At 57.8% G+C, this 15,706-nt stretch carries 13 protein-coding genes; 10 read left to right on the plus strand and 3 right to left on the minus strand.

Annotated features, from left to right (window positions below; all coding sequences use genetic code 11):
• The first annotated feature begins 138 nt into the window (after positions 1-138).
• Together ABJM11_RS02385 and ABJM11_RS02390 are read left to right on the plus strand one after the other, a co-directional pair.
• Positions 139-1,269, plus strand: coding sequence for a M14 family zinc carboxypeptidase (locus tag ABJM11_RS02385; RefSeq protein WP_348294893.1), 1,131 nt, complete (start codon positions 139-141; stop codon positions 1,267-1,269).
• Between the two features lie 58 nt (positions 1,270-1,327).
• Entirely contained in the window at positions 1,328-2,617 is a 1,290-nt protein-coding gene (locus tag ABJM11_RS02390) for an MFS transporter (RefSeq protein WP_348294892.1), read from the plus strand.
• A gap of 17 nt (positions 2,618-2,634) precedes the next feature.
• Here the strand turns inward: ABJM11_RS02390 and ABJM11_RS02395 are convergent, their stop codons facing one another.
• Entirely contained in the window at positions 2,635-3,504 is an 870-nt protein-coding gene (locus ABJM11_RS02395) for a hypothetical protein (RefSeq protein ID WP_348294891.1), read from the minus strand.
• A 142-nt stretch (positions 3,505-3,646) separates the two neighbouring features.
• Between ABJM11_RS02395 and ABJM11_RS02400 the strand changes: the two genes are divergently transcribed.
• The 4 genes from ABJM11_RS02400 (at position 3,647) to ABJM11_RS02415 (ending at position 6,305) form a co-directional block, all read left to right on the plus strand.
• Positions 3,647-4,285 carry an SDR family oxidoreductase gene (locus ABJM11_RS02400; protein ID WP_348294890.1) on the plus strand — a complete coding sequence of 213 codons (639 nt, stop codon included), beginning with the start codon at positions 3,647-3,649 and terminating at the stop codon, positions 4,283-4,285.
• A 32-nt stretch (positions 4,286-4,317) separates the two neighbouring features.
• The gene (locus ABJM11_RS02405; RefSeq protein ID WP_348294889.1) at positions 4,318-5,013 is read left to right on the plus strand and encodes a VWA domain-containing protein; all 696 of its coding nucleotides are present in this window, start codon (positions 4,318-4,320) and stop codon (positions 5,011-5,013) included.
• 46 nt (positions 5,014-5,059) lie between these two features.
• Positions 5,060-5,791, plus strand: coding sequence for a DnaJ domain-containing protein (locus ABJM11_RS02410; protein ID WP_348294888.1), 732 nt, complete (start codon positions 5,060-5,062; stop codon positions 5,789-5,791).
• A 169-nt stretch (positions 5,792-5,960) separates the two neighbouring features.
• The gene (locus ABJM11_RS02415; protein ID WP_348294887.1) at positions 5,961-6,305 is read left to right on the plus strand and encodes a PBPRA1643 family SWIM/SEC-C metal-binding motif protein; all 345 of its coding nucleotides are present in this window, start codon (positions 5,961-5,963) and stop codon (positions 6,303-6,305) included.
• Positions 6,306-6,338: 33 nt separating this feature from the next.
• Here the strand turns inward: ABJM11_RS02415 and ABJM11_RS02420 are convergent, their stop codons facing one another.
• On the minus strand, positions 6,339-8,882 hold the full coding sequence (locus tag ABJM11_RS02420) for an EAL domain-containing protein (RefSeq protein ID WP_348294886.1): 2,544 nt from the start codon (positions 8,880-8,882) through the stop codon (positions 6,339-6,341).
• 18 nt (positions 8,883-8,900) lie between these two features.
• On the minus strand, positions 8,901-10,229 hold the full coding sequence (locus tag ABJM11_RS02425) for a PilZ domain-containing protein (protein WP_348294885.1): 1,329 nt from the start codon (positions 10,227-10,229) through the stop codon (positions 8,901-8,903).
• Between the two features lie 151 nt (positions 10,230-10,380).
• Between ABJM11_RS02425 and ABJM11_RS02430 the strand changes: the two genes are divergently transcribed.
• From ABJM11_RS02430 to ABJM11_RS02445, 4 genes are all read left to right on the plus strand, one after another.
• Positions 10,381-12,201, plus strand: a complete 1,821-nt coding sequence (locus ABJM11_RS02430; RefSeq protein ID WP_348294884.1) for a sensor domain-containing phosphodiesterase — start codon at positions 10,381-10,383, stop codon at positions 12,199-12,201.
• Positions 12,202-12,214: 13 nt separating this feature from the next.
• A complete protein-coding gene (locus ABJM11_RS02435) occupies positions 12,215-12,769 on the plus strand; it encodes a GNAT family N-acetyltransferase (RefSeq protein ID WP_348294883.1) in 555 nt (184 codons plus the stop codon).
• 28 nt (positions 12,770-12,797) lie between these two features.
• Entirely contained in the window at positions 12,798-13,898 is a 1,101-nt protein-coding gene (locus tag ABJM11_RS02440; protein WP_348294882.1) for a histone deacetylase, read from the plus strand.
• Between the two features lie 123 nt (positions 13,899-14,021).
• Positions 14,022-15,632 (plus strand): BCCT family transporter, encoded by a 1,611-nt coding sequence (locus ABJM11_RS02445; RefSeq protein WP_348294881.1) that lies wholly within the window; start codon positions 14,022-14,024, stop codon positions 15,630-15,632.
• The last annotated feature ends 74 nt before the right edge of the window (positions 15,633-15,706 follow it).

Below are 15,706 nucleotides of genomic sequence, written 5' to 3' on the forward strand. Positions count from 1 at the left end.
GACTCTTGCGCAGGCATGGTTTTCGAACTAGATAAAGACAAACAATAAAATTGCGAGGCGCATCCGTGGTGGATGCATGTTGGTGTCCTGTTAGTTAGATAATCACTCCATTAAACATAGGTAGAGGAAGGATTTCTCATGAAAACATGTTTATCGATTATCGCCCTCAGTTGTCTGGTTTTGACGGGGCTGGCCTCTGCCGCCCCCCAGAGTAAACCCAATGGCCCCTGGCTTACGGACGAACAGAATGTGTCTTTGGCCGCATTACGCAGTTATGAGCAGCTTTGGCACACGCTTGAGCAACTGGACCGCTCAGCAAAAGGGGAGTTTGTGCTTTCCAGCGCCCCGCGTGTCAGCAATACCGGCCGTGAAATTCCCGTGGTTACCATAGGAAACGGGCCCCGGCGGATCATGATCATAGCGCAGCAACACGGTAACGAGTACGTGGTGAGTGAGGCGATGATCGAACTGGCCAGAGATCTTTCCGGCAATTCGAAGGAAGACCGGGCCATACGTGATGCCCTGACGTTAACCATTGTGCCCAGGGTCAATGTGGACGGGTTCGATGCCAGCGTTGAGGATGCTTTCGGGAATACGCCACCGTGGCGCCAGAACTACGACCCGTTCTGTGTCACGGGACCTTGTCCTGCCTTCTACCAGCGTGGGCGCGGTTATGACGTCAACCGTTATCATTCGTTCATAGAGGACAGCCCGGAGGTTGACCCCTATGTTGGCGGGCCCAATCCCGTGCCGGAAGCGGTTGCCATGCGCTTGTTGTTTGACGAGTTTCAACCTTCGGTGGTTATCGACTTCCACCACCAGGGCTCATACGTTGATGCTGACGGCAAGCTGATCACCGGATCGACGCTGTGGCCCAATGCCACCTCGGCGGCTGAGGCGCTCGGAGTGGTGGATCAGTTTGAGGCCGGTGTTGAGCTGGCAAAGAAAGTGGTCAGTGTCATGGCCACGGAGCTCGACCAGTATGGCTATGCCAACCTCACTCTCTATCCAGGTACAACGACGCCGGGAATCGCCCGTAACGCCTATGGTCTGTTGGGGGCCGGGTCAGTGTTATTCGAGATGCGTGGCGGTATCGGGACCAAGAGCAATGGTTACATCACCAAAACCGCGTACAACGCTGCCAAATCCGTTGTGGCCGCCATGGCCGATGGAACGTTATTTGACGCAGACATTTCAGTTGCCGAGAATCTTCCACCCAGGGGGCCGGGTATTGGTGCACCTAATGAAGAAGCAGAAGAGGTGGAATAGCAGGGCTGAATTCTAGGGAAAGTCTGCGTTTAAGCGCGCAACCGTAGGAGTGTGTATTGTGAAGTCCGTATCGAGCACAGGATTTGCTTTATTCGGCGCCTCTCTGATTGCCGTCAGTTATGGTCTCGCGCGCTTTGCTTTTGGCCTGTTTGTACCGCCCATTCGTAGCGATCTGGACCTGACACCTGATCTGATCGGTATTATTGGCGCGCTTCCACTCATCAGTTTTGTGCTGGCGACACTGGTTGCCCCCCTCGCCGCCAATCGTCTCGGTGCCCGTAACACGGCCGTGGCGGCTGGTGGGTTTGGCGCGCTCGGGCTTGCGTTGATCAGCCAGTCGTCCGGCGCTGTCTCCCTTGGCATTGGCGTATTTGCCTGTGGCATCTGCACCGGCCTGATGATGCCGGCACTTACTGCGGCCATGCAGGTGCTGGTGGACCGTTCCGTGCACGGGCGGGTCAGCTCGGTGATGAACGCCGGCACCAGTATTGGGGTCGCCATTGCCGTGCCGGCTGTTCTGTTTATGGCCGGCCTCTGGCGTTTTGCGTACATGGGTTTTGCCGTTCTGGCGGGCATCGGGATTTTCGCTGCCTGGTATGTGATTCCCTCGGTGTCCCGGGTAACGCCGTCAAACGCGGCACCCCCGCCGCCGATCAGTGCCTTGCAGTGGTGGCGCCTGTTCAGGCTCTCGCTCTTTGCCTTCGTAATGGGGTTTATTTCTTCCGCCTACTGGATTTTTGCGCCCGACCTTGCGGTCAACCTGGGTGGCCTGTCGTCTTCAGAAACCGGGTGGCTATGGCTGGCGGTTGGTGTCGCCGGGCTGGGCGGGGCCGTAGTAGCCGATCTTGCCGACCGCAATAACCCGCCCATTACCCAGGCACTCATGCTGATGATGCTGGCGGCAAGCCTGGCCTTGTTGGCGGCCAGTCCGGGCGAGCTGGTATTCGCAACCTTTTCCGCGCTGGTCTTTGGCCTGGCCTATATGAGCCTGACGGGACTCTACCTGATGACTGGCGTCCGGTTGTTGCCGGGTCGTCTGTCCATGGGGCCGGTTCTTCCGTTTATGGCCGTTTCGCTGGGGCAGGCGGCCGGTTCACCCGTTGTTGGCCTTTTGGTAAGCCATTTTAATTACAGCATTGCGTTTGCGACTTTCTCTGTCATCGGCACTATCGTAGCCCTGATGTCGCCGTTGTATCCCCGCAACGTTGAGCAGGGCGCTGATGAAGAGGCAGAAGAGGAGACAGGCCTTCAGGCCGCGTACGATTACCAGCTCCAGAGCGAAGAGGGCGAGCCATTCACCTATGAAAATAACGGCGGCGAAGGGCGGGGCGCCGGCCATGACCGGTGAGCAGCTTTGAGTCAGGTTTACCAGCCGAGCTTTACACTCCCGAAAAGGGTATCGCCCAGACGTTGATCCTGGGTTCCTGCTTCCAGATCCTGGTACCGGACACGGGTGTCCACACTTGCGCCGATTCCCAACACGACCGAGGGCCACAATTGGCCCGCGGCTCTGAGCCGGTACGTCAGCTCTACTCTCCATTCGCGCAGGTAAAGCGCGTTTTCCACGTTCCGGGCATGGTCGAGAGTGGCCCAGCGATCCCCCTTGCGTTCCAGCCGGAGCTGCCAGCGCCCACCGTGGCTTTGCCATCGCAGCATGACGGGCAGGTCTGCCAGCCAGTGGCCGCTATCATTGGCGTACTCCCAGCGAACTCGCGGAAGCCAGCGGAAAGAACCAAAACGATGATCGCCGCCAACCCCCAGGCTCAGGGACGAGCGCTCATTCACGGCCCGGAACATAGCGATGCGGCCGTTCACCACATCGCTATGAAATGCCTGGTGCTTGAACATATTGGAGGTGCCAGCCAAGCCTGCCCGTGCCTCCACGCGATAAAGCCGGTGCTGCCAGGTACCCCCGAAGGTTACCCGGTGTAAATGGCCATTGTGGGCGGGGTCGCCGGTGCGTATACGCAGAGGCTGATAATCGTAATCAACGCCAAAAGCACCTGTGGCCCCCTGTCGGCGCCAGCCCAGTGCGCGCTGGGAGCGGGTTACCTCGGTGGCGGAGGGCGTATTTTCCGGCCAGTCGTAGGGCTGCCAATGGCGGTAGAGCAGGTAGGTGTCACTTGAAGCCTGCACGGCACGCGGCAGGGCCACGATGGCTGCCAGAAGGACCGCCAGAGGGAAAAACCAGGATGTCGCAGAACCTGTGGTTTTAGAATAACGCTCGCTGAACACAATATCGTCCTCCAGTGATCAGAGCTATTCTTATACGTATATCAACAATAGCGTTTTGACGGATCCGCTGCCTTGAATTGTGCCTGCAGTGCACTCAGCTATAGAGGGTACGCACGCCAAACAGATAACCAGGAGATCCACCATGCATGTGTTCATTGCAGGCGCCAACGGACAAATCGGGCAACATCTGTTGCGGGAACTGGCAGACACCGATCATGAGGCGCGGGCCCTGGTCCGGCACCAGGATCAAGGCCCGGAACTTCAGCAGCTGGGCGCTACGGAAACCGTGCTGGGCGATCTGGAGCACGACTGTAGCGAGGCCATGAGGGGCTGCGATGCGGTCATTTTCACAGCCGGCTCCGGCCCTCATACCGGGCCGGATAAAACCATCGACGTAGACCAGGACGGTGCTATCCGGCTGGTGGATACCGCCCTGGCCATGGGTATCAAGCGTTTTATCATGGTGAGCAGCATGCGTGCAGAGGAACCGGAAAAGGGCCCGGAAAAGCTTCGCCATTACCTTTGGGCCAAGCACAATGCCGATGAACACCTGAAGAAGAGCGGCCTCAATTACACCATTGTACGCCCGGGCCAGCTGACCAATGACGAAGGCACGGGCAAGGTTGCACTGAGCGAGAGGCTGGAGGAGTTCGGCAAGATTCCACGGCAGGATGTGGCCCGCGTGCTGCTGGCGGTACTGGATGCGGATAACACCACTGATCGTGTTTTCGATGTGGTGTCCGGCGACACGCCAGTGCCTGAGGCATTGGCTAACCTTTAGCGGCCATCAGGCCAGATGGTAATCAGAAGCTTATGTCTGACAAAGAGCTGCGCACTAAATCCGACAAACAGTCTATCGACCAGTTTATAAACGAGGTCCGCAAGCTGCCCCGGCAGCGTTCGGGGCAGGGCAGGCTCATATTTGCACTGGACGCCACGGCCAGTCGGGAGGCCACCTGGGATGAGGCGTGCCACCTGCAAAGTGAATTGTTCCTGGCTACCCGGGATTTGGGCGGGCTGGCGATACAGCTTTGTTACTATCGTGGCTTTGGCGAGTTCAAGGCCACGAAGTTTGTTACCGATACGGGCCAATTGCTGAGCCTGATGAACGGCGTCTCCTGCCTGGGTGGCCGCACCCAGATCAGCCGGGTGCTGGCCCACGCCGTGAACGAAACTCGTGAGAAGCCCGTCAAAGCCGTGGTATTTATCGGAGATTGTTGCGAGGAGCCGGCGGACGAGCTCTGCCATACCGCCGGAGAACTGGGCATGCTGAGGACCCCGGTATTCATGTTCCATGAGGGCGGCGAGGCCCATGCCAGGGCGGTGTTCGAGCAGGTGAGCAAGCTGTCCGGCGGCGCCTACGCACCCTTTGATCGAAACAGCCCGCAGGTTCTCAAGGATCTTATGGCGGCTGTTGCGGTCTATGCTTCCGGGGGAGCCAGGGCATTGCAGGATTTTTCCAGCCGCAGCTCCCCCGAAGTCAGGCGCCTGACCCGGCAGATCAGGTAGCACTGGCCACAATCCATTGAGGGGCCGATGAGCCCGGGGTATCCGAGTGCCACTAACGCTTCTGGTCATTGTCATGGCGGTTCTCGCGTGGGTCTGGCTGCGCAACCAGCCGCCCGCCCAACGCAAGCCCGCGATTATCAAACTGGTGTTGGCAGCCGGTATCGGGATGGTGGTTCTGTTGGCCATTACCGGTCGCTTGCACTTTCTGTTTGCGCTGTTGGCGTTTCTTTTTCCGTTTCTTCGCCGGGTGCTGCCGTCTTTATTGACGGGAAGCCTGGCGGGGGCGGGAAATGCCAGGGCCGGAACCGGCAATCAATCCCATGTTGCAAGCGATATCCTGGACATGACCCTCGACCACGACTCCGAAACCATGAGTGGCAGGGTCCTGAAGGGTCCCATGGCCGGGCGGGAGCTGAAGGACCTGGGCGAAAGCGAATTTATCGAGCTGCTACGATACTGCCGGGAGCAAGACGAGGACTCGGCCCGGCTGCTGGAAACCTATCTCGACCGCCGGTTCGGTGACTCCTGGCGTGACGACGACCCTGCTGGCGCTGGCACCGGCGATGGTGAACCTGGTGGTGGCGCCAGTTCAGGTGGCCCCCTCACCGAGAGCGAAGCGCTGGACATTCTTGGCCTGGCGCCCGGCGCCAGCCGGGAAGATATCGTCCAGGCTCACCGCAAGATGATGCAGAAAGTGCACCCGGACCGTGGTGGGAGCAACTACCTGGCCGCTCGTATTAATGAAGCCAAAGAGTGCCTGCTCAACGTAGCGCCCTGATTGCTTGCGGAATGGGAATGAAGGGCGGGGCCACACGCCTCAATGTCGATTACGAAAACGTACCTCTGCCTATATATCCCGAGCCGTAAGCATGCTAAAACGTCCCTGCCAGTGGCAGTCAGCCTTTCTTTGAGCGCCCGGGTACTCTTCTACTCACCGAGACTTCAGTATGTCAGACAAGTTTTTCTTCAAAGGCCGGCAGGATGCACGCCAGCACCACACTGCTTACGGCGGCTTTCAGACCAACGCCAGTAAGAAGAGTGGTAGCAGGAAGTTCCCGTTAACGCTGGTTGTTACCAGTGATGCGCGCAAACAGGAAATCGAAGCCCAGGTGGCCAAGGCCGGCCTGCATGCAAACGTAACGGTGGATACCAGCGAGGGTGCGGTTGAATCCATCACCGAACTGACGGTGCTTCAGAACAAAGGGGCGACTGTTACCACGGCGAAAGTACCTTCGCGCAATGACCCTTGCACGTGCGGCAGCGGCCTTAAATTCAAGAAGTGCTGTGGCTGAGGGATAGGGCTGGCGGCCAACGCGCTGCCGGGTTCAATGTTGGTGTACCCATGCCCAATCGCAGAATTTCTCCAGTGGCATCGGTTTGGCAAACAGGTAGCCCTGCAGCCGGTGGCAGCCCAGATTGCTGAGCAGCTCTCTGGTGTTGTTGTCCTCCACTCCCTCGGCTACGGCTTCCAGGTTGAGGGTGCGTGCCAGTTTCAGGGTGTTCTGGACAATGCCCAGGTCATTCTGGCTGGACACCATCTGGCTTATGAAGCAGCCATCGATCTTCAGTTCATGGATTGGCAGACGGCTCAGATAGGCGAGGGATGAATAACCCGTTCCGAAATCATCCAGGGCGATGTGGCAGCCGCTATTGGCGATCCGAAGCAGGGACCCGATCACCGCATCCATGTTGTGCATCATGGAGGTTTCCGTTACTTCAAAGATCACCCGGTTCATTGGCAGCGCGTGTTCCCGGATCCCCGCCAGTGCATATGAAACGAAATGGCTGTTTGTCAGATTCTGGACCGACAGGTTGATACTGCAGGTAATGGGCAATTGTCGTTCCTGCAGCACCTGCATGATTCTCCATGCCCGGGCCACGATGTAACGCGATAGCAGATCCATCAAGCCGGCATTTTCGGCGATCTCGATCACCTCCCCGGCAGGCACTGGCCCAAAACGCGGACTGTCCCAGCGTAAGAGTATCTCGGCACCCACCAACGCCTGGCCGGTGCTGTTCATCTGTGGTTGCAGGTAAAGCTCCAGTTCTCCGGCCTTGATGGCCGGCGGCAGTGCGGTCACCAGATCCAGGCGGCGGCGCGCGAAATCGGAGATCTCATTGTTGTAGAGCTGCACCGGAACCTTGCTTGATTCACTGCGGTCCCGTGCTGCCGAGGCGTGTTGATAGAGGATTTCCGTACTGTCGCCATGCTCAGGGGCGATCGCCACGCCGCAGTGTAAATTCATGAACACAGGCAGCCTGACGGCATGGACGGAAATTTCATGGTTTCCCACCATCTGTGCGACGAACGGCTCCAGTGGTCCATCCAGCAGGTCAAGATCAATCACAAATGCCGCTGAACCGAATTCCGGTATGGCAATGTAGGCGTGTTGCCGGCTTTCCAGGCAGACCACACCGTCCAGCCCCGCCAGTGTGTGGTTGAGTTTGTTCATCAACTGACAGAGCATTTCTTCTGCCAGCCTGTGGCCCATGCTGGACGCAATATCCTTGATCTGGGGATAGTGGACCAGCGCGAGCGCAACCCGCTTGTTCTGCCTCATCATTGTTTGCAGCTGCTGGTTGAGCAGAGAGGCATTGGGCATTCTGGTCGTTGAATCGTGCATGGCCTGTTCAAGGGACTGCAGTTCCAGATCCCGAACCTGTCGCTCGGCCATCTGCTGTTTCCGCAGCGCCGCCAGCTTGCGGGCCCGTTCATCCTTGATGCGATGGGCAAGGGCAAACGAGAGCAGCAGCACCTCTGCCGCGGAGCCAACCTGCACGGCATGAGTGGTAACGAGGTTTACCGGCAGTAGATCAAAGACACTGAGTAAATACAGGGAGGCGCCGATGGCAAAGGTTGTCCAGGCCAGCACGAAGTAGCGGGCAATGACAACGCCGGCCCTCAACCCAGCCAGGCCCACGGCGATGAGCAATACGATCACCAGGGCACCCAGCAAGCCAGCAAACATCGAACCGTTTATGGGATCGATCCAGGTGTAGACGATCAGCACCCCGGCGAGGCCCGCCGCGATCCCCATGCTGCGGTCCCAGCGGGAAGAAATGTCCTGCCATTTCAGGAAACTGCGGGCGAACATCAGGGCAGATAGCGACGCCAAGGCGGTGCTGACGGGCAGGGCATATCGGGGAAGCAACGGCTGCCCGCCCCAGATCCATGCGCTCCCGGCACCGGAAATGCAGAGCATCAGCAGACCAATTGAGCCGATGTACAGCACGTAATAGCCGTAGGCCAGATCCCTGAGGGAAAGAAACAGGAACAGGTTGTAGATTACCAGTGCACCCAGAACGCCGAAGTAGGCGCCCCAATAGAGGCTCTCCATTGAAAACCTGAGGAGCAGGCGGTCCTCGGGCCAGAGTTCCACTGGCACTTGCAGTGCCGTCGCTGACCGTGCCCGCAGCAACAGGTCCACCTGACCGGTCAGGTCACGTGGTAACGGCAGAGCCACCTGGTAGCTGTGGGTCTGTGTCCGGCTGTTTTCGGTTTCCTGGCGACTGGTGTGGTAGATTGCCGGCCGTTGATTGCCCCGAACTATATGGAGGTCCACCTCCTCCAGAAGTGGATAAGGAATCACCAGGTACCACTGGCGGCTCAAAGGTTCAGGAATATCCAGAGAAGTCCTGAGCCAGACTGATTGTTCGGTGAACCCCAGGTTCAGGACGCTGTCATCGTGCTTTTGCTGCCACTGGTTCTGCTGAAGGACCTGACCAAGACTCAGTTCACCCTCCAGCAGGTACTCGATGTGACTGTTCAGGCGGTAGTGACCAGAGCCTTCCTGAACCGTCAGTTCCTTGCCACTGGCGGTCAGGGTGAACAGGAGAGACAGTGCCGCTAGTCCTGTCAGTTTCATCATGATGCATCCCTGTCCTTCCTACTCGTCCAGGGGGCTGATCAGGCGGCCGGTAAAACCAAGAAATTCGGCTTCCTGGCAAAAGGCGGAAAACTCGGCGTCGCCGACGCCCGGCTGGCGAAGCAGAACCAGGGCCTCGACCAGGCATCCTGGAATATCCCGGTTGCTCCAGGCTGGCATGCGTGGCCACATCAGGAATTCTTCGTGCGAAAGCACCACCTTTTCCACCGCGATCTGCCTTTCCTGCAGACTTTCCCGCGCCTTCAGGCTGATGCAGGGATGGGTGTCATCGGCGATCAGGGCTCCCGGGGTTATAAACTGCTGGAGGTCCAGTACAGCATCGCCATGATGGGTTAAACCAATGAAAAGCTTTTCGTCCTGTAGATGGGTGGGTGAGGAGGTCAGTAATATCGTGCCGCCGTCTGTGGCTATTTCCCGGTCTTCTTCATAGCGGGGATCAAATCCGATCACCCTGTCATACAAGCTGGTGAGGTCCTGACACACCGCACTACCGATGCGGCCGGCGCCTCCCAGCACGACGATGCTGGTCTGCTGGCAGTACTGGGGGCGATCGAGCATCTTCCGCGCCACATCCCAGATCATATATCGCGTTCCCAGACTTCCTTCCACCAGCGGCTCGGCAATGTCGATACCGGCTTTCATGACGAAGTTCGGCAGCCGTCCGACCAGGGCGATCCGCTGTACGTCGGGATAGTCCCGTTGCAATCCGTCCAGGTAGAGGCGAACTTTTTCAGAATCTTCCTCTAATTCATCCTCCATAAATTGCGATGCCACCAGGAGGCCGCGCATGTTCTGGTTGCGAATGTAACCAATCACCAGGTTGGGCGGCATTCGCTTCGCCATACGGGGGGTGAAATAGGAGGCTGCCTGCTCCCTGTTACCGTATACCGCAAACAGAAAATGGGGCCGGGCAAGGGCATGAATGGGGGCTCGCAGGTAGGTATTGGCAGAAAAAATCGCAAAACGGCGAGCATTCTTCCAGAGCGCACGCTTGCTTCTGGCTTTGAGGCGTTGCCAGGAGGGCGCAACGTCATAGAGCTGCCTCAGTTCGTATTCAGAAAAGCGCCTGCGGTAAAACTCCAGACCGATGTGGGACTTGCCGGTATAGGCCACGGTCGCCGCAACGCTCATATCGGCATTATCGGGAAAGTCGACGTCGGTAACCTCGCCAGGGCGGATATACACTCCTTCCGGTCTTTTCAGGCGTAATCCGCTTGCTGATACATCCAGTGTATTGGTTTCAATGGTGTGGTTGGCATACTTCAGAACGACCGGGAGTCTGATCCCGGATCGCAAATGCCGGCGATACTCTCCATGCATCCTTATCATCGCTGGCCCCCGACGCCCTGTCGAAATGGATACTCACTTCCTGATCATAGTCTGGACCAAACAGTTCAAAGCCGCCATTTTGCCATTCATGCTAATGGCTGACTTATATCCTACACTGGGAGAAGGGTTCTTCCGGAGGCTTTGGATAGCCATGCACCAGAATACGTATGTTCCGCCAGACATTACAGAGGGAGAGGAGGAGCGCCTGGAGGAGTTGTATGGTCTTCGGCTTCTGGACACTGCCTCGGAACTGCGTTTTGACCGTTATACCAGCCTGGTGGCCAATGTCTTCGGGTTTCCCATAGTATTGATCACCTTACTGGACAGAGATCGGCAGTGGTTCAAATCCAGAGTGGGCTGGAACATCTCCGAATGCCCGCGCGACATTTCATTTTGTGGGCACGCCATAAACCAGGATTCGTTGCTGGTTGTACCCGACGCGCTGGATGACCCCCGCTTTGCGGGTAATCCACTGGTAACCGGCGACCCCTATATTCGCTTTTACGCGGGGGCTGCGGTGCGGGGGCCTCGTGGTCACGCGCTGGGTACGCTCTGTGTGCTGGATCATTACCCCCGGTACTTCGATGAGGAGTATCGTATCCGCCTCCGCCAGTTTGCGGACCTGATCGAAAATGAAATTGCCCACACGGCAGATCTTCTGACCCTGAAAGGCTCGATAGAGCGCTCAGCCTATTACGACCCACTGACCCAATTACCCAATCGTCATTTGATGCTGGACCGCCTGGGCCAGCTTCTTCAGCTGGCTGCCATGGAATCCCTGCAGGTGGCGGTGCTGTTATTCAACGTGACCGGCCTGCGCCTGATTAACCAGAGCCTGGGTATCCAGGGCGGAAATGAACTGCTACAGCAGCTGGCTGAACGGTTGCGGGAAAACTGCCCCAAGGGCGGTTCAGTCGCACGCCTGCAGGGTGATGAGCTGGCGATGGTCTTTCCGGTACATAGTGAAAGCCAGCGCAAAGAAGTGACCCACCGGATTCATGCAGAACTGGAGCGCCCCTATAGTTGCCTTGGCAACGAGCATTTTTTGAGAGTCCGCATCGGAGGCAGCCTGTTCCCCGATCAGGGCGATACTCCGGAGGCCCTGATTGAGCAGGCGTCGGCGGCGATTCGAGTAAGCCCTGAGAGCGCGGCCGAGCCCGTGCATTATTTCGAGCTTGCCCATTCCGATGCGTTCTCCGAAATTCTCAAAATCGAGTCATGCCTGAAGGGGGCGCTGGCGAGAGACGAGTTCTATCTGATGTACCAGCCGATTTTTTCATTAACCACGGGGAAAATGACGGGTGTTGAAGCCCTGCTGCGCTGGCGGTGCCCCGAACTGGGCCAGGTGTCCCCGGAGCGGTTCATTCCATTGGCGGAGCAAAGTGGCCTGATTGTGCCAATTGGCCGATGGGTGCGTGAGGAAGTTTGCCGGCAGTTGCAGACCTGGTGCATGGAGCCTGATTGGGATATTACCGTTGCAGTGAATGTATCTCCGGCTGAACTGGTGCAGCCAGCATTTGCGGAGGAGTTGCTCAAGCGACTGGCCGTCGCGCAGGTTTCCGAAAAGCTGCTGCGTATTGAAATCACCGAGCATTCCCTGGTGCGGGACAGTGAGGCCGTGGAACGTAACCTGATTCGGCTGAAGGCGCGGGATATCCAGATTAACATCGACGATTTTGGTACCGGCTACTCCTCGCTTGCCTACCTTCGCCGGGTGCCGGTGAGCAGCCTTAAAATCGACCGTTCGTTTATAGAAGGTCTGCCGACGTGTGAGGATGGCGCAACGATTACCCGCACCATCATCGAGATGGCCAAGGCCCTGGGGCTTGATCAGGTAGCCGAAGGCATTGAAAAAAGTGAACAACTGACCTTCCTGCACAGGCAGCATTGCACTTATGGCCAGGGGTATCTTTTCTCCCGCCCGCTTCCTGCCGAACAGATCCCCGCGTTGCGGGCACGAGCAGTGGTCTGACCGGAGGCATAGTATGGCCAGTAAGAAGACCGCCAGGAGGTATCTGATACGGGAAGCCGTAGAAGATGACCTGTCCAGGCTTGTGGAATTCCTCGCCAGCCTGGCCCTGCACGTTTCGGGAGCCCCCCCGCAGAACCTGCAGGAGCGAGAATGGGATCGTCTTCACGGGGTATTGCTGTCGTCGCTGACCGATGCGAACAAGCACATTATGGTGGCGGAGGTGCCGGAAACAGGGCTTGTTGGTATGGGCTATATTTATATTTTGCGCAATCAGGGCATCTGGGAGCAGACCAGTCACGTGGAGTACCGGTCGGCTTTCATTGATGATGTCTGGGTGGAGCCGGACTTTCGCAAGCTGGGTATTTTTCCCGACCTGCTGCGTAGCCTGGTGGCATTCGCGGAGAGTCGCGGTGCTTATGAGCTGGTTCTGGAGTACTCTGCATCAAATAAAGAGGCCAAGGCGGCCTGGACCCGGCTGGGCTTTAAAACAATAGGGGTGCGTGCCGCGGCATTCACAACCGCAGTGCAGGAAGCTCTGAACAACCGGCCCTGGAAGCCGGTACCGTGAAGAGGCTCAAAGCGAGAAGGAGACTGGAGTGCTAGGCGATCGAACCGTGAATGTCTTTTATGATGAGGTCATGCTTGGTCATAACCCCCAGGTGGATCTGCCTTTTGTTCCCAGCCGCGTGGAAAAACGCGTCAGACACATTCTCCAGGGTCTGGATTTCAAGTGGAGTTATCCTGAGCATCCGGGCCGGCTGACCTCCGTCATGAAGTACCTGGAGCAACATCCTGTGCCCGGTGTCCAGTTCAAAAGTGGGAGTGCGGCCACCTATAACCAGCTTGCCCGGGTGCATACCACCTCCTATCTGGATCACTTTCTATCTCTGTTCGGGAAGAGTGCCTGGGTGGACTCTGACACGACTGCCGTCTCGCCCGACAGCGTAAACGCTGCCCTGGCTGCGGCTGGCAATGCCATTGCAGCCGTGGAGAGCGTGGTAAACGGCGAGTGTCAGAGTGCGTTCGCGCTGGTGCGTCCGCCGGGTCATCACGCTGAACCGGTCAGGGCAAGGGGCTTCTGCCTGTTGAATAACGTTGCGGTGGCGGCAGCCCACGCCCAGGCAAAACTGGGCTGTGAGCGCGTGCTGGTTATTGACTGGGACGCGCACCACGGGAACGGTACCCAGGATATCTTCTGGGCAGACCCGGACGTGCTGTTTTTCGACACCCATTGCGCAGCCCCCTTTTATCCGGGTTCCGGGCATATGGAAGAAGTTGGCGCTGGATTCGGCGAGGGCTATACCATTAATGTTCCGCTGCCGGAGTCAGCCGGAGACATCGCCTTCGAAAAAGTGTACCGGGAGATACTGGTGCCGGCGGCAGAGTACTTCAAACCGGACCTGATACTCGTTTCTGCGGGATTTGATCCCCACCGTAATGATATGGCTCTGAACCTGACTTACGACGGTTTCAAGGTAATCACCCGTATCGTTCAGGACATCGCTGACCAGCATTGTGGAGGCAGACTTGCGTTGGTGCTGGAAGGTGGCTACAGCCTGACCTCGCTCTCCCAGGGGGTTCATGCGGTGCTGGAAACACTGGCGGGCGGAGATATACCGGAATTGCTGGAAGCGGGCGTAAAGGAGGCGAACGACGCCGTGGAGTTTCACCGTTCTGCGTTCCGCGATGACGACTGAGAGGGCGGCATGGCCCTCTGTTTCGGACTCAGCGTGATATTTACCCAAATGAAGTTTTGCTAACAACTTGGCATGATCGCCAATTAGCTCCTATGTTGTCGGAAGGCCACAGGGAGAATGATCATGGAAGCTCTTGCCCGAAAGCTCGGTCTGAGGACCGATCCCACCATCTTTTTTATCTCTGCGGGAATCATGGTTGTGTTTCTCGTGGTGCTGTTGATCGCTCCCGGACCGATTGGAGAAGCCTTTCGGGCAGGGCGGGAATGGATCGTGACCAATCTTGGCTGGTTCTTTATCCTGGGGGTGACAACCTGGGTGGCGTTCCTGCTCTGGGTGGCACTCAGTCGTTACGGGACGGTCCGCCTGGGCGGTAACGAGGCCAAGCCGGCCTACAACAATATTTCATGGTTCACGATGCTGTTTGCGGGTGGTATCGGCACGGTGCTGATGTTCTGGGGCGTTGCCGAGCCCATATCGCACTTCTCCAGCCCGCCCCGGCCAGATGTCGCCCCTTTCTCAGTGGAGGCGGCTGACGATGCCATGAGCTTCTCCATCTATCATCTGGGTTTGCACACCTGGGCGATCTTTACCATGCCGGGGTTGGCATTTGCATACTTTATCTATCGGTACAATCTGCCGATGCGCTTCAGTTCGGTATTCTATCCCCTGATTGGCGACCGTATTTACGGGCCCGTCGGCAAGACCCTCGATATTTTTGCGGTGCTGGGGACGCTTTTTGGCGTTGCAGTCTCTATCGGGCTTGGTACGCAGCAGATCAATGCCGGGCTCACAGAATTGTTTGGTATTCCCGATGCCGTGATCACCAAGGTAGTGATCATTACCATACTGACGACCGTCGCCGTGGGGTCGATCGTGGCTGGGCTGGACTCAGGCATCAAACGCCTGTCCAACATTAATATCGGTATGGCCGTTGGCCTGATGGTGTTCGTGCTCTTTACCGGATCAACGGTCTTTCTGCTCCGGGCCATCGTCGAGACCTTCGGAATCTATATAACGAACCTCTTGCCGATGGCCTTCTGGAACGACACGCTGGCCAGCTATAGCGGTAATGACGGTGGCTGGGGCTGGCAAGGTAGCTGGACGGTGTTCTACTGGGCCTGGACTGTGACCTGGTCCCCCTTTATCGGGATCTTTGTGGCGCGGATTTCCAAGGGCCGGACCATCCGCGAATTTGTGCTGGGCGTACTCTTTGCTCCGTCGATCTTTACTCTGGTCTGGTTTGCCATTTTTGGCTGGTCCGCCATGGAAATAGACGGCATCGGAGCGGATGCCCGGGCGGCAATGGGCGCGCAGGCGGGGGCTCTGTCCGAAGCTGTGGACGAAAGCATTCCGCTGGCCCTGTTTGCGTTCTTCGAGCATTTTCCCGCAGCCACCCTGATCCAGGGGCTGGCGGTGGTGATTGTGGCCATTTTCTTTGCCACCTCGTCGGACTCAGCTTCCCTGGTGGTCGACATGCTGTGCACCGGAACCCCGGAGCCGGGCCCCTGGCATCAGCGGGTGTTCTGGGGTGTGTCGGAGGGCGTGTTGGCTGCCATGCTGATTGTGCTGGCCGGTGAGGCCGGCCTGACCGCGCTGCAGGAGGTCATCACGGTGGTGGGCTTGCCTATGTTTATCCTCGTGTTCACGATGATGTTTGCCTTGATCCGGGGCCTGGCACATGAGGATCTTGGTGGAGTGACCGTAGGGCCTCCGCCCCAGCCCGACGACCTTTGACCGGTCAATCTATACAAAAAAGCCCGCCATCCGAGAGCGGAAGGCGGGCTAAACAAACAGGTAGCCAGTTGTTA

Source organism: Marinobacter sp., from assembly GCF_039977835.1.
Classification (GTDB): Bacteria; Pseudomonadota; Gammaproteobacteria; order Pseudomonadales; family Oleiphilaceae; genus Marinobacter.

What these genes read in the sequence shown, in the direction of transcription:
- ABJM11_RS02385 (WP_348294893.1), top strand. Translation starts at nt 139, where the DNA reads ATGAAAACATGTTTATCGATTATCGCCCTCAGTTGTCTGGTTTTGACG.
- ABJM11_RS02425 (WP_348294885.1), bottom strand. Translation starts at nt 10,229, where the DNA reads ATGATAAGGATGCATGGAGAGTATCGCCGGCATTTGCGATCCGGGATC.
- ABJM11_RS02405 (WP_348294889.1), top strand. Translation starts at nt 4,318, where the DNA reads ATGTCTGACAAAGAGCTGCGCACTAAATCCGACAAACAGTCTATCGAC.
- ABJM11_RS02445 (WP_348294881.1), top strand. Translation starts at nt 14,022, where the DNA reads ATGGAAGCTCTTGCCCGAAAGCTCGGTCTGAGGACCGATCCCACCATC.
- ABJM11_RS02420 (WP_348294886.1), bottom strand. Translation starts at nt 8,882, where the DNA reads ATGATGAAACTGACAGGACTAGCGGCACTGTCTCTCCTGTTCACCCTG.
- ABJM11_RS02415 (WP_348294887.1), top strand. Translation starts at nt 5,961, where the DNA reads ATGTCAGACAAGTTTTTCTTCAAAGGCCGGCAGGATGCACGCCAGCAC.
- ABJM11_RS02430 (WP_348294884.1), top strand. Translation starts at nt 10,381, where the DNA reads ATGCACCAGAATACGTATGTTCCGCCAGACATTACAGAGGGAGAGGAG.
- ABJM11_RS02400 (WP_348294890.1), top strand. Translation starts at nt 3,647, where the DNA reads ATGCATGTGTTCATTGCAGGCGCCAACGGACAAATCGGGCAACATCTG.
- ABJM11_RS02435 (WP_348294883.1), top strand. Translation starts at nt 12,215, where the DNA reads ATGGCCAGTAAGAAGACCGCCAGGAGGTATCTGATACGGGAAGCCGTA.